This is a genomic window from Sphingomonas kyeonggiensis (genome assembly GCF_014196745.1).
GTDB lineage: Bacteria > Pseudomonadota > Alphaproteobacteria > Sphingomonadales > Sphingomonadaceae > Sphingomonas > Sphingomonas kyeonggiensis.
Genome location: NZ_JACIEH010000004.1, coordinates 165,353 through 177,863, shown reverse-complemented (window position 1 = coordinate 177,863; position 12,511 = coordinate 165,353). Strand labels below are relative to the sequence as shown.

Below are 12,511 nucleotides of genomic sequence, written 5' to 3'. Positions count from 1 at the left end.
TCTAGCGCCTATTCGCGCGCTTGGGCGTAATCCGCAAGCGTGCATTGCCATCTAGGGAGATGGTGCGGTTTTCCAAGTCGGCGGTCAGCTTGTTGGCGCTGAACACGCCGGTCGGCGTCTTGCCGGTGACGGCACCGCCGCTTTCCAGCTTGCGGGTCTTGAGGTCGACCGTGGCGTTGGTGGTGTCGAGCGTATAGCCATCGGTCGTCTGGAAGTTGATCGGGCCGTCGCTGGTGACCTGCTGTTTGTCCATGTCGTAATGGCCCTTGTCCGCCTTCAGCGTGGCAGGGCCTTCGGGCAGCTTGATCTCGGCGGCGAGCTGGTTGAGCTTGACGATCGGCTCGGACGAACTCTTCTGGATCGCCGAGCCGGCGTTGAGGCGGAAGGGTTGGCCCTTCTCGTCCTCGCCGCGATAGACCGCCGCTTCGAGGCGGAGCCGTTCGGGCGACAGCTCGACCTTGTTCTTGTCGAGCACGAAGCTGACTTCGCCCTTGGTGAGCAGCGGTGCGAGGACGAGGAAGGCCGAAAGCACGCCGATGCCGACGGGCAGGAAGAGCAGCGACAGCCGCACGACTCGATCATGTCCGCTGCCGGGATGGGCCCAGCCGCGCTTTTGTGATCTGAGGCGTGCTGCGACTTCGGACATCAGATATGCGCGAAGATGTCGGTTTCGGGCCAGCCGGCGAGATCGAGTTCGGCGCGCGCCGGCAGGAAGTCGAAGCAGGCCTGGGCCAGGTCGGTGCGGCCTTCGCGCTCCAGGCGCTTGTCGAGTTCGGTCTTCATTGCGTGCAGGTAACGCACGTCGGACGCTGCGTATTCACGCTGCGGCTCGGAAAGTTCGGGACCGCCCCAATCCGAGCTCTGCTGCTGCTTCGAGATCTCGACGCCGACCAGCTCGCGGGCCAGGTCCTTGAGGCCGTGGCGATCGGTGTAGGTACGCACCAGGCGCGAGGCGATCTTGGTGCAATAGACCGGGCCGGCGGTGACGCCGAGATAGAAGCGGATCGCCGCCAGATCGAACCGGGCGAAATGGTAGAGCTTCAGCCGCTCGGGATCGGCGAGCAGCATGCGCAGGTTCGGCGCGTCATAGGCCGAGCGCGGGCCGAAGCGGACGAGATGCTCGTCCCCCGACCCGTCGGACAGCTGGACGACGCACAGCCGGTCGCGCGGCGTGATCAGCCCCATCGTCTCGGTGTCGACGGCGATCGAGGCGCCCGGCGCGAACAGGCCCTCGGGGATGTCTTCTTCGTGGAAATGCACAGTCATGCGGGTCGCCTAGCTCCGTTCGTCGCCGGGCTCAATGGCCGTGGGCTGCGGTTGTTTCATCGCCTGTTTGCGGGCGCGGGCATTCCGCGACCAGATATTGAGCCCCTCGACCGCCGCCGAGAAGGCCATGGCAGTGTAGATATAGCCCTTGGGAATGTGTGCGCCGAACGCCTCGCCGATCAGCACCATGCCGATCATCAGCAGGAAGCCCAGGGCGAGCATGACGACGCTGGGATTGCGGTTGATGAAGTTGGCGAGCGGATCGGCCGCGACGAGCATGACGCCGACCGCGACGATCACCGCGACGTACATGATCTGCACATGCTCGGTCATGCCGACCGCGGTGAGGATCGAATCGACCGAGAAGACGATGTCGAGCAGCAGGATCTGGACGATCGCCGCGGTGAAGGTGAGCGATGCCACCTTGTGCTTGTCGAGCAGATGGTCCTGCTCGCCGGGTTCGTCGGCATCGGCCGAATGGTGGATCTCGGTGGTCGCCTTCCACATCAGGAACAGGCCGCCGGCGAGCAGGATCAGGTCCTTCCAGGAGAAATCGGTCTCGAACGCGCGCTGCCCGTGCGAATCGAGCGGGCCCTGGATGCCGAGCGAGAATACGGTGTTCTTCAGGCTGATGATCCAGCTGATCCCGGTGAGCAGGGCGAGGCGCATCACCAGCGCGAGCGAGATGCCGACTCGGCGCGCGCGCTGGCGCTCGCCCTCGGGCAGCTTGTTCGAGAGAATCGAGATGAAGATCAGGTTGTCGATGCCGAGCACCACCTCCATCACGATGAGCGTGAGGAGTGCGGCCCAGGCGGCCGGACTGGCGAGCAAATCGGCGATCGCGTCCATATCGCTACCGTGCCCTGCGACGAAATGTGGCGCAAGCGCCGCGGTTAACGGATGTTCGCCCTGTTCAAGTCGAATTTCGTTCGCTCACTGTTCGATTTTGGGCTATGACCGATTCTGTGGCGCGATTTTTTGCGCTTGAAGACCTGCGTTTTTCGTCCGGCGCTTGGCTTTTGATTGTGATTTTGGGCGAACCGGGAAGACGAACAGGGCATGAGTTTCGATAGAGGGCGCCGTGGGGATCGCGGCGGACGTGGCCGCGACAAGCGTGATGGCTTCGGCGGCGATGACTTTGGTGGCGGCAGCAGCTTCGGCGGCGGTTTCGAGGATCGCGGCGGTTTCGGCGGCGGTGATCGATTCGGCGGCGGCGGCGGCGGTGGTTACCGCGGCGGCGGTGGCGGCGGCTTCGGCGGCGGCGGCGGTGGCGGTGGTTACCGCGGCGGCGGCGGCGGTGGTGGCTTCGGCGGCGGTGGTGGCGGCGGCTTCGGCGGTGGCAACCGTATGCCCCCGCAGGTCATCGGCGAAGGCACCGGTGTCGTTAAGTTCTTCAACGCGCAGAAGGGCTTCGGCTTCGTCGTTCGCGACGATGGCGGCGAAGACGTCTTCGTGCACATCTCGGCGGTCGAGCAGGCAGGCCTCACCGGCCTGGCCGAAGGCCAGCCGCTGGGCTTCACGCTCGTCGATCGCGGCGGCCGTATCTCGGCTACCGAGCTGAAGATCGACGGCGAGCCGATGCCGGTCGAAGAGCGTGCACCCCGCGAGGACCGCGGCGGTGATCGCGGCGGCTTCGGCGGCGAGCGTGGCGGCGGTGGTCCGCAGCGCCAGCTGACCGGCGAGAAGGCGACCGGCACGGTCAAGTTCTTCAACGCGATGAAGGGCTTCGGCTTCATTCAGCGCGATGACGGCCAGCCGGATGCGTTCGTGCACATCTCGGCCGTCGAGCGTGCGGGCATGCCGACGCTCAACGAAGGCGACCGTCTCGAGTTCGAGCTCGAGGTCGATCGTCGCGGCAAGTACGCGGCAGTGAACCTCACGCCGGGTAGCTGAGACCAGCCTTCAGGCTAAGTAAAACGGAAGGGCCGGGCGGAAACGTCCGGCCCTTTTGCTTTCAGGGCATATTGCGCTGTAACGATTGCCCATAGGTCGGCGCTGGAGGAACCGGAATGAGTGACAAGCTCAACTGGAATAGAGAGGGCGTGCCTCACCCCGGGTCGGGTTCAGTTGATCATCCGCACTCAATTTAGCGGCGATGTGGGCACGTGACTGTGGAGCAGAAGCAGCAGCTGCGTGGAAAGTCCAACGAGGCGAGAGAAGAACGGGCTAGGGCGATTCGCGATGCCCAATGGCGCGCGCGCTTTGGTCGCCCGTGCACCTACCGGGCCGTGAACTCATAGACTGATCAGGCTTGGAAGAAGCCCCAACCATCTGTCCGTCCTCGGTACGTTCGTGCCAAGGTTTGCAGCCTTTCCTCGGTGTCGGTGATGTTCTCGCAAGTGGGGACCATATCCTTGGACGCAGTGACGTCCCATGGGTCTTCTTCGCGTTCGACTTTCTCGACAACAGCGGCGAAGCCTTCACGGTTTGCTGCCTGGGCGAAGGCGTCAGCCGCGGCCCGATCGGGAAATACGTAAGAAAAATCGATAGCGCGAGAAGGGCCGAGGTCGCTTCCATCCGCTCCCATATTCCGCAGGATCGCTGCATTCTCCTCGAACAACGACATCGGCGCCTCAGTTGTGAGCCGACCAAGGCTATATCGGGAAGCAGGATTCACAAACGCCTCATTACCTGATTCACGAGCGTATCAGCCGATATGACCTGACCGACTTCGAGGGGCGCGTGATCACCTTCGCGCGGAAAATTTCGGAGAAGCTAGGCTGTTAGAATCAGTGTGGCCCCGCCAAGTATCCCCAGGACGCTGAGCGCACGCATCGGCGTCACGCGCTCGCCGAGGAAGAAGATCGCGATCGCCAGCGCAGTCACCATGCCCGTCTCGCGCAGCGCGGCGAGTGGGGCGATCGCACCGAGCGCAAAGGCGTTGAGCGCCAGGCCATAGGTGACGATCGACAGCGCGCCGGCGGTCACCCCCGCCTTCCATTGCCCCAGCGCCGCGACGAAGATGCGGCCGCGCGAGGCAAGGCCGAACATCGTGACGATCGCCCCGCCGGACAGGACGAAGGACCAGACGATATAGCTGACCGGCCGCGGCGCAGCGCGCACGCCGTGTGCGTCGGCCATGGTGTAGCAGCCGATCATCGCCGCGGTGAGCAGCGCCCAGCCGAGCCCGGCCCGACCGAGGTGGCGGCCGATCACCAGCATCGCCACTGCACCGCCGATCAGCGCGATCCCGATGATCTCGCGCGTCGAGACATGTTCGCCGAAGACGAGGATCGCCAGCGCCGCGGTGAGCATCGGGGCGACGCCGCGCATCACCGGGTAGGCGGCGGAGAAGTCGCTCGTCTCGAACGCGCGGACGACGGCGTAGAGATAGAGGCAATGGATCGCGGCGCTGAGGCCGAGCCAGCCCCAAGCGCCCGCCGGCAACGGCACGAGCAGCGTGGCGGGGAGCAGGATCAGCGCGCTCGACCCGTCGATGATCGCGCGGCCGGTCATCTTGTCCTTGCCGCCCTTGAGGATGGCATTGACCACCGCGTGGATCGAGCCCGAGGCGATCATCATCGCCGGGGCCAGGAATTCGGGACTCACAACTCGATCTGTCGGCGGCCCAGCCACAGAGCGAGAATGACCCTGGATACGATTGCCGAGAGCAGCACGAGCGGAACGACGATCCACAGCGTCAGAACCTGCACTTCGGCCCATTGTCCGGCGACCAGGTGGCGCACGCTGGTCAGCCCGGTCCATCCCAGCACGATCGCGGCGGTCACCAATCCCGCGAGCAGCCCGGCGCCGAACCAGCGCCGCCAGGGCAAGGCCGGATCCCGCAGGAACAGCAGCGCGATCGGCACGCCGACGATCGCGGCGTAGCAGATGCCGAACAGCGCCAGCGTACCCCAGATGCGCAGGAAACTGTCCCCCGCGTTCGATCCGGCGGCGAAGATGCCCGGGAGCAGCGACGCGATCACCGGCCCCGCGAGAACGCAGGCGACAAGCGGCAGTATCGGAACGCGTTCTTCCCCCATGTGCGGAGAGTGGCGCAGCGCGGCGGCGCGCGCAACGCCTCACTGCAAGGGCACGACCTTGCCGCGTACCATCACATAGCCGATGCGGAGCACCGCGGCGGGATCGGTGAGCGGATCGCCATCGACCGCGATCAGATCGGCGGACTTGCCGGGATCGAGCGTGCCGGTCTCGGCGGACAGGCCGAGCAGGTCGGCGCCCCCTTTCGTGGCGGCGATCAGCGCATCGCGCGGGGTCATGCCGCCCTTGGAGACCATCAGCCCGATCTCCTCGCCATTGCGACCATGCGGGTAGACCGCGGCATCGGTGCCGAGCGCGATCTTCACCCCGGCCTTGTAGGCGCGGTTGAGTGCCTTGCCCCATTGATCGAGCGTCTGGCGCGCCTTGATCTCGCTATTCTCGCTGAAGATGCCCTTGCCGAGATACATTTGCAGTCCGCTGAACGCCATCAGCGTCGCCGAGAAATAGGTGCCCTTGCTCTTCATCAGCGCGACGTCGGTATCGTCGGCGAAGGTGCCGTGCTCGATCGAATCGACTCCGGCACGCACCGCCGCCTCAATCCCGCGTGCGCCATGCGCATGGGCGGCGCATTTGAGGTGCATCTGGTGCGCGGTGTCGCAGATCGCCTTCATCTCCTCATCGGTGAAATGCTGCTCGAGCCCCATCGCGCCGGGATCGAGCACGCCGCCAGTGGCGTGGAACTTGATCGCGTCCATGCCCATCGCCGCCAGCTTGCGCACCGCCTTGGCGCATTCGGCGGCGCCGGTGCACACCCAGAATTGTTCGCCGGTCCGGTCGATCGCGTCGCGCAGCTCGGGGGCTAGGCCGGTGGTCTGATCGCCATGCCCGCCGATGATCGACAATGCCGGCCCGGCGACGAGGACGCGCGGGCCGGGGAAGCTGCCATCGGCGATCGCATCGCGCACCGCGAGGCTGGCATTGGCCGCGCCGCCCAGGTCGCGCACCGTGGTGAAGCCGGCGCGGGCGGTGACCAGCGCGTTCTTCAGCCCGACAGTGGCGGCATAGGGTTCGGAATATTTGGTGGTCAGGCCCTGATACCAGGGCTCGCCGGCGCTGAAGGTCAGGTGGACATGGACGTCGATCAGCCCGGGCAGCACGGTCTTGCTACGCAGATCGACCACGGTGGCGCCGGCGGGCGCGGTGGCGCCGTCCTCGATCCGGACGATCCTGCCCTTCTCGACGATCAGCGTGGACGGCCCGCGCGCCGGCTTCGCGGCATCGGTGATCACATGGCCCGCCTGGATGGCATAGGTCTGCGCCTGGGCCGTGCCCGAAGCGGTGACGAGCAGCGCGGCGGCGATCAATTTCCGGATCATGGAATCCCCTCTTTTTCGTTGGGGCGGAGCTTATGCCGGTGCGTGCAGATGTCGAGAGCTGCTCAGGTGGCGAGCCTGCGCAGGCCCTCGATCGTGTCGGCTTCATGTGCGGGCTTGTCGGTGCGGATGCGGCTGATCCGGGGGAAGCGCATCGCCAGGCCGGACTTGTGGCGCTTCGATTCGTGGATCGAATCGAAGGCGACTTCGAGGACGAGCGTCTTGTCGGTCTCGCGCACCGGGCCGAAGCGGTTGACCGTGTGGGTGCGCACGTACCGGTCGAGCCATTTCAGCTCCTCGTCGGTGAAGCCGAAATAGGCCTTGCCGACGGGGAGCAGTTCACCCTCCGCGGTCCAGGCGCCGAAGGTGTAGTCCGAATAGAAGCTGCTGCGCTTTCCCGAGCCACGCTGGGCGTACATCAGCACGCAGTCGGCGATCAGCGGGTCGCGCTTCCATTTGTACCACAGGCCGGCGCGGCGCCCGGCGACATAGGGGGAGTCGCGGCGCTTGAGCATCACGCCCTCGATCGAGGCGTCGCGGGCGCCGGCGCGGATTTCCTCCAGCGCGGCAAAGTCGGCGGCCTCGATCACCGCGGAGACGTCGAACCGCTCGGGATCGAGCCGCGGGGCGAAGACTTCCAGCCGGGTGCGGCGTTCGGTCCAGGGGAGCGCGCGCAGGTCTTCTTCGCCATCGAACAGGATGTCGTAGAGGCGGACGAAGGCGGGATATTCGGCGAGCGTCCTGGCGCTGACCTGCTTGCGGCCGAGGCGCTGCTGGAGCGCGTTGAAGCTTGCCGCTTCCCCGCCCTGGAACTCGCCCTTCACCAGCAGTTCGCCGTCGAGCACGCCGGGGGCGGCGAAGCTGGCCGCGATTTCGGGGAAGCTGTGGGTGATGTCGTCGCCGGCGCGGCTGTAGAGCCTTGTCTCGCCCGCGACATGGACGAGCTGGACGCGGATGCCGTCCCATTTCCATTCGGCGGCATAGTCGGCAAGGTCGACGCTCTCGGCCTCGAGCGGATGGGCGAGCATGAAGGGGCGGAAGACGGGAACGTTGCGTGCGGCCGGCTGGGCGCCGCGACCCTCTGCCCAGTCGAACAGCGGGGCATAGGGCGGGACGAGGCCGTGCCAGACTTCCTCGACGGCATCGACGTCGAGCCCGAAGGCCTGGGCCAGCGCGGTCTTGGCGAGGCGGGCGGAGATGCCGACACGCAGCGCGCCCATCGCGAGCTTGAGCAGGGCGAAGCGCTCGTCCGCCTCGAGCCGGTCGAGCATCGATGCCAGGATCGCGGGCGCGTCGGATTTGGAGATGCCGGCGAGCGTGGCGACGATGTGCGAGAGGGTGAGGGGCGTGGTGTCTTCGGGCGGCACCGCCGGCTCGGGCCAGAGCAGGGCGATGGTCTCGGCCGAATCGCCGACGAAGTCGCGGCTCATCGCATAGAGCACCGGATCGACCCGGGCCTCGACCATCGCGCGGATCAGCGCGGGCTTGACCGCGGGCAGGTCGAGCTTGCCGGTGAGCGCCGCCATCGCCCAGCCGCGATCGGGATCGGGGGTGGCGCGCAGATAGTCGCCGATCAGCTTGAGCTTGGCGTTGCGCGAGCGCGTGTAGATCAGTCCGTCGAGGAGGTCGGCAAAGGCACGCATGATGGCGCAACGCATAGCGCGGCCGATGCGCTCCCGTTACGATGTTTCGATATGCGCAAGCTTCTCGCGATTCTCGCCACCCTGGCCTTTTTGGGCGCCGGCTTTCTCGGCTGGTGCTTCCGCGAGGCGACCAGCGATCCGGTGGTGCGCCGTGCGGAGGTGGCGATGCCCGGGCTGGAGCGGCCGGTGACGATCGCCTTGCTCAGCGACATCCATGTCGGCACCGCGGCGATGGGGCCGAAGCGGCTCGGCCGGATCGTCGCGCAGGTGAATGCGCTGAAGCCCGACCTGGTGGTGATCGCGGGGGACTTCATCTTCGGGCATGATCCGAAGGGGTCGGCGAAGCTGGGGCCGGCGATGGTGGCCCCCTTGCGCGAGTTGCGCGCGCCGCTGGGCGTGGCGGCGGTGCTCGGCAATCACGATTACTGGACGGGACCCCAGGCGGTGCGGGCGCAGCTTGCCCAGGCGGGGGTGACAGTGCTGGAGAACAGCGCGGTGTCGCGCGGGCCCGTGGCGCTGGGCGGGATCAGCGACGACTTTTCGGGCCATGCCGATGTGCGGGCGACGATGGAGGCGGCGCGGGCGCTGGGCGGGCCGATCGTGCTGGTGACGCATTCCCCCGATGTCGCGCCGGACCTCCCCGCCGATGCGCATCTGCTGCTCGCGGGGCATACCCATTGCGGGCAGGTGCTGGTGTTCGGGCAGAATATCGCGCCGGAGGTCAGCCGCTATGGCAGGCGCTATCGCTGCGGGCTGGTGCGCGAGGGCGCGCGGACGGTGGTGGTCACCGCCGGGCTGGGGACCAGCGGCGTGCCGTTCCGCCTGGGCGCGAGGCCGGATGTGTGGTTGCTGACACTGATGCCAGCAGCAATGGCGTCGTCACAAAAAGCGCGTTAGGCTCGACGTTCCACCACCGGAGGGGACTCCACGTAATGAAGCTTATTCTCACCGCCGCCGCGCTCGCCTGCCTGCCCGCCGCGGCCTTCGCCCAGACCGCCCCTGCGCCCGCGCCGGCTCCTGCCGCGACGCCCGCTGCGGCCGCCAAGTTCAGCGCCGACACGCCGATCGAGGCGCTGTTCGCCAACGAGGCTGCCAAGGCGGTGCTGGTTGCCGACGGCCTCGGCGATGTCGACAAGCACCCGGCCTATGACCAGTTCAAGGCGATGAGCTTCCGCGGCGTCGCGCCCTTCTCGGAAGGCAAGATCACCGACGAGATCCTCGCCAAGCTCGACGCGGACCTCGCCAAGATCAAGTGACGCGAAAAAGGGGCCGGATTCGCATCCGGCCCTTTTTTGTCCGGCTTCGCCGGGCCCGGCGCCTGTTCAGCTCTGCTGAACAGCAAAAAAAAGGCCTCAGCCCTTGCGGCTGGCCTCGAACAGGAACCAGGCGCGCTCTTCGGCCTGGTCGGTCCATTCGTCGACGATCCCGCTGGTCGCATTGTCGCCGGCATCCTCGGCGGCCTGCTTCACGGTGCGGAAGCTCTCGACCAGCTTGAGATTGTCCTCGCGCAGTTCGGCGAGCATGTCGCCGGGCGACACATAGTCGGCGTCATTGTCGGTCAGCGTCTGGCGGCGGCCGATGTCGCCTACCGAGCGCAGCGTGAGGTTGCCGGTCTTGCGGACGCGCTCGGCAATCGCATCGGTGATGCCCAGAATCTGCGCCGCCTGATCGTCGAGCAGCAGATGATAGTCGCGGAAGTGCGGGCCCGAGACGTGCCAGTGGAAGTTCTTGGTCTTGAAATAGAGCGCGAAGCTGTCCGCCAGGGCGCTGTTCAGCGCATCCGCCACGCTCTTGGTGTCGTTGCGGTTGAGATCGGTGGGGGTGCGGAGGGCCGCATTGGTGTCTGCCATGTTCGTCTCCCTGGGGAATTGATTCGGAGGATCAACGAACGGGATATAGGGAGCGGTTCCGATCGCGCACTTGCAATTTACCGATCTCAGAAATCGATCAGGTCAAACGCAGCGCATCGACGCCGATCCAGCAGCCCGCGATCAGGAAGCCGATGCCGCTGAGGATGCGCAGCCAGCGCCACGGCACGGCCTGCCAGGTCCGCTCGCCGAGGACGGCGGCGACGAAGGCGACCCCGAAGCACGCGATCGAAGCGCCCGCGGCGGCGAACCAGGGCTGCCCGCCGGTGGAGAGGGCGAGGGTGAAGAAGGGCGTGCTCTCGCCAAAGGCGAGAATCAGCACGCCGAGCAGGGGTGTGAGGAAGGGGCCGAGCTTCCAGCCGGCCAGCCGGTCCTTCACCTTGCCCGATCCGATCGTGCCGAGCGCGCCGAAGATCAGTGCGAGGGCGAGCAGCAGCGCGCGGGCGTTGGGCGTCATCATCGGGGCGACCAGCATGCCCCCCAGCCCGGCGGCGAAATTGACCGCGACATGCGCCAGCCCCGCGGCGAGCGCCACGGTGAGCGGGCGCCCATAGCGATCGGCGAGGATCGCGGCGAGCAGCGCCGGCTTGTCGCAAAACTGAGTGATGGCGGCCAGAAGGAAGGCCGGGACCAGAGCTTCCATGTGCCTCCCTTTCGGCGGATATTGTGGCGCCGCGGGGTTAAACCCGTGTGAAGCATCCTGCCTTTGGTGCGCAGCCTTGACTTTTGGCAGAGAATCGCACAGTTGCCCGCGTCTGGCAGCGGTGCGCCTCAGCGTGCCGCTCTTTTCTTTTTACAGAATCAAGGGTTGTTGGGTCATGGCCAAGCCGACCACTGTCAAGATCAAGCTCGTCAGCACGGCGGACACGGGTTTCTTCTACGTCACGAAGAAGAATCCGCGCACCCAGACCGAGAAGTTCTCGTTCCGCAAGTACGACCCGGTCGTGCGCAAGCATGTCGAGTTCAAGGAAGCGAAGATCAAGTAAGCCAGGCTTCGGCCTGACTTGCATCCCCGCTTCGCGCGGGGATTGATCAGAAGAGAAGCCCCGGGCCCTTGGGCTGCGGGGCTTCTTCTGTGCCCGCTTCCGGGGTCTCGGGCGCCGGGACGGGTTCGGGTGCCGGCGATTCGGCCGGCATCAGCGCGCGCACTTCCTCCATGAAGCGGACCAGGCCGATCGGCTTGGAGACATAGGCGTTGGCGCCTGCCGCGCGGATCCGATCCTCGTCGTCGCGGCCGGCATAGGCGGTCACCGCCATGATCGGGATGGTGCGCAGCCTGGGGTCGAGCTTCATGTGCTGGATGATCTCGAGGCCGGTGATGTGCGGCATCTGGATGTCCATCACCACCAGCTGCGGATCGAAGTCGCGGGCCCGTGCCACCGCCTCGCGCCCGTCGCGCACCGGCTCGACTTCGAACTGGTGCGCGCGCAGCAGATCGCAGAACAGCTTCAGATTGAGTTCGTTGTCCTCGACAACGAGCACCCTTTTTGCCACGCGCTAACCCCCGGATCCAATTCGAGTGATGTAGGGTATGGCGAGCGCGGAAACAAATGCGGAAGCGCTGGCGCTGCAGGCACTTGTCTGGACGCTGGGCGACGAATCGCGGGCCCGGCGCCTGCTCGACCTGACCGGGCTCGATCCGTCTGAGCTGCGCGTGCGGGCCGGGGAGGCCGCCACCCTCGCCGCCACGCTGAGCTTCCTCGAAGCCTACGAGCCCGACCTTGTCGCCTGCGCCGAGGCGCTCGATATCAGCCCCGAACAACTGGTCGCCGCCCGGGCGATACTGGAAAGATCATGAAACCGCTGCTGATCACCGATTGCGACGAAGTCCTGCTCCACATGGTCCGCCATTTCGGTGTGTGGCTGGGCGAGACCCATGACATCGACTTCAACCCCGACGGCAGCGATTTCGCCAATTCGATGCGCCGCCGCGGCGATTCGTCGGTGGTCGAGCGCGAGGAGATGTGGGGGCTGCTCGACGGCTTCTTCCCGGCCGAGATGGAGCGCCAGACGCTGGTGCCGCACGCCCGCGAGGCACTGGCCGCGCTTGCCGGGCAGGCCAATATCGTCGTGCTCACCAATCTCCAGGATCATTGCCGCGAGCACCGCATCGCCCAGCTGGCGAATCACGGGATCGAACATCGCGTCGAGTGCAACCAGGGCGGGAAGGGATCGCCGGTCGTGCGGCTGATCGAGGAATTCTCGCCGAGCGTCACGGTGTTCGTCGACGATCTCGCCGTGCACCACGAATCGGTCGCCAAGCACGCGCCGGACGTGTTCCGGCTGCACATGGTCGCCGAGCCCAGCCTGGCGCCCAGCGTAGCGAAGGCGCCGCATGCCCATGCCCGAATCGACGACTGGCGCGACGCCCAGGGCTGGATCGAGGCCCGTTTCGCGGGCTTGACCCTTTGAACCACCA

The 12,511-nt window shown here is 66.4% G+C and carries 16 protein-coding genes and 1 pseudogene; 6 read left to right on the top strand and 11 right to left on the bottom strand.

Features of this window, described 5'->3' with window-relative positions; translation table 11 throughout:
• Window position 1 precedes the first annotated feature (1 nt).
• Genes lptC through GGR46_RS22365 form a run of 3 tightly spaced genes read right to left on the bottom strand, consistent with a single transcriptional unit; the run spans window position 2 to window position 2,115 of the window.
• The gene (lptC, locus tag GGR46_RS22375; protein ID WP_184000290.1) at window positions 2–646 is read right to left on the bottom strand and encodes an LPS export ABC transporter periplasmic protein LptC; all 645 of its coding nucleotides are present in this window, start codon (window positions 644–646) and stop codon (window positions 2–4) included.
• Window positions 646–1,266 (bottom strand): ribonuclease D, encoded by a 621-nt coding sequence (locus tag GGR46_RS22370; RefSeq protein ID WP_184000289.1) that lies wholly within the window; start codon window positions 1,264–1,266, stop codon window positions 646–648. The genes lptC and GGR46_RS22370 overlap by 1 nt, the downstream gene beginning before the upstream one ends.
• 9 nt (window positions 1,267–1,275) lie before the next feature.
• The gene (locus tag GGR46_RS22365) at window positions 1,276–2,115 is read right to left on the bottom strand and encodes a TerC family protein (RefSeq protein ID WP_184000288.1); all 840 of its coding nucleotides are present in this window, start codon (window positions 2,113–2,115) and stop codon (window positions 1,276–1,278) included.
• A 210-nt stretch (window positions 2,116–2,325) separates the two neighbouring features.
• On the opposite strand from GGR46_RS22365, the gene GGR46_RS25760 reads away from it, so the two are divergent.
• Window positions 2,326–3,159, top strand: a complete 834-nt coding sequence (locus GGR46_RS25760) for a cold-shock protein (protein ID WP_184000287.1) — start codon at window positions 2,326–2,328, stop codon at window positions 3,157–3,159.
• Between the two features lie 352 nt (window positions 3,160–3,511).
• Here GGR46_RS25760 and GGR46_RS22355 read toward each other — a convergent pair whose 3' ends face one another.
• The 5 genes from GGR46_RS22355 to GGR46_RS22335 form a co-directional block, all read right to left on the bottom strand.
• Window positions 3,512–3,832 (bottom strand): ribonuclease E inhibitor RraB, encoded by a 321-nt coding sequence (locus tag GGR46_RS22355; RefSeq protein WP_184000286.1) that lies wholly within the window; start codon window positions 3,830–3,832, stop codon window positions 3,512–3,514.
• Between the two features lie 149 nt (window positions 3,833–3,981).
• Window positions 3,982–4,815: an SMR family transporter gene (locus GGR46_RS22350; RefSeq protein WP_343058306.1), complete on the bottom strand. Its 834-nt coding sequence runs from the start codon at window positions 4,813–4,815 to the stop codon at window positions 3,982–3,984.
• The gene (locus tag GGR46_RS22345) at window positions 4,812–5,249 is read right to left on the bottom strand and encodes a hypothetical protein (protein ID WP_184000285.1); all 438 of its coding nucleotides are present in this window, start codon (window positions 5,247–5,249) and stop codon (window positions 4,812–4,814) included. Before GGR46_RS22345 ends, GGR46_RS22350 begins: the two co-directional genes overlap by 4 nt.
• A 39-nt stretch (window positions 5,250–5,288) precedes the next feature.
• Window positions 5,289–6,584, bottom strand: a complete 1,296-nt coding sequence (locus GGR46_RS22340; protein ID WP_184000284.1) for a metal-dependent hydrolase family protein — start codon at window positions 6,582–6,584, stop codon at window positions 5,289–5,291.
• Window positions 6,585–6,646: 62 nt separating this feature from the next.
• The gene (locus GGR46_RS22335; protein ID WP_184000417.1) at window positions 6,647–8,224 is read right to left on the bottom strand and encodes a cisplatin damage response ATP-dependent DNA ligase; all 1,578 of its coding nucleotides are present in this window, start codon (window positions 8,222–8,224) and stop codon (window positions 6,647–6,649) included.
• A 51-nt stretch (window positions 8,225–8,275) separates the two neighbouring features.
• On the opposite strand from GGR46_RS22335, the gene GGR46_RS22330 reads away from it, so the two are divergent.
• Window positions 8,276–9,121, top strand: a complete 846-nt coding sequence (locus GGR46_RS22330; protein WP_184000283.1) for a metallophosphoesterase — start codon at window positions 8,276–8,278, stop codon at window positions 9,119–9,121.
• A 35-nt stretch (window positions 9,122–9,156) separates the two neighbouring features.
• The gene (locus GGR46_RS22325; RefSeq protein ID WP_184000282.1) at window positions 9,157–9,480 is read left to right on the top strand and encodes a hypothetical protein; all 324 of its coding nucleotides are present in this window, start codon (window positions 9,157–9,159) and stop codon (window positions 9,478–9,480) included.
• Between the two features lie 96 nt (window positions 9,481–9,576).
• Here the strand turns inward: GGR46_RS22325 and GGR46_RS22320 are convergent, their stop codons facing one another.
• Both GGR46_RS22320 and GGR46_RS22315 read right to left on the bottom strand, forming a co-directional pair.
• Window positions 9,577–10,074, bottom strand: a complete 498-nt coding sequence (locus GGR46_RS22320; protein WP_184000281.1) for a Dps family protein — start codon at window positions 10,072–10,074, stop codon at window positions 9,577–9,579.
• A gap of 97 nt (window positions 10,075–10,171) precedes the next feature.
• Window positions 10,172–10,735 carry a TMEM165/GDT1 family protein gene (locus tag GGR46_RS22315; RefSeq protein ID WP_184000280.1) on the bottom strand — a complete coding sequence of 188 codons (564 nt, stop codon included), beginning with the start codon at window positions 10,733–10,735 and terminating at the stop codon, window positions 10,172–10,174.
• 175 nt (window positions 10,736–10,910) lie between these two features.
• Here GGR46_RS22315 and rpmG point away from each other — a divergent pair, with 175 nt between their 5' ends.
• Window positions 10,911–11,078: a 50S ribosomal protein L33 gene (gene rpmG, locus GGR46_RS22310; protein ID WP_025560997.1), complete on the top strand. Its 168-nt coding sequence runs from the start codon at window positions 10,911–10,913 to the stop codon at window positions 11,076–11,078.
• A 148-nt stretch (window positions 11,079–11,226) separates the two neighbouring features.
• Here rpmG and GGR46_RS22305 read toward each other — a convergent pair.
• Window positions 11,227–11,586 (bottom strand): annotated as a pseudogene (locus tag GGR46_RS22305) (response regulator); the annotation flags it as partial.
• A gap of 37 nt (window positions 11,587–11,623) precedes the next feature.
• On the opposite strand from GGR46_RS22305, the gene GGR46_RS22300 reads away from it, so the two are divergent.
• The gene (locus tag GGR46_RS22300; RefSeq protein ID WP_184000278.1) at window positions 11,624–11,890 is read left to right on the top strand and encodes a DUF3572 family protein; all 267 of its coding nucleotides are present in this window, start codon (window positions 11,624–11,626) and stop codon (window positions 11,888–11,890) included.
• On the top strand, window positions 11,887–12,504 hold the full coding sequence (locus GGR46_RS22295; protein WP_184000277.1) for an HAD family hydrolase: 618 nt from the start codon (window positions 11,887–11,889) through the stop codon (window positions 12,502–12,504). The genes GGR46_RS22300 and GGR46_RS22295 overlap by 4 nt, the downstream gene beginning before the upstream one ends.
• The last annotated feature ends 7 nt before the right edge of the window (window positions 12,505–12,511 follow it).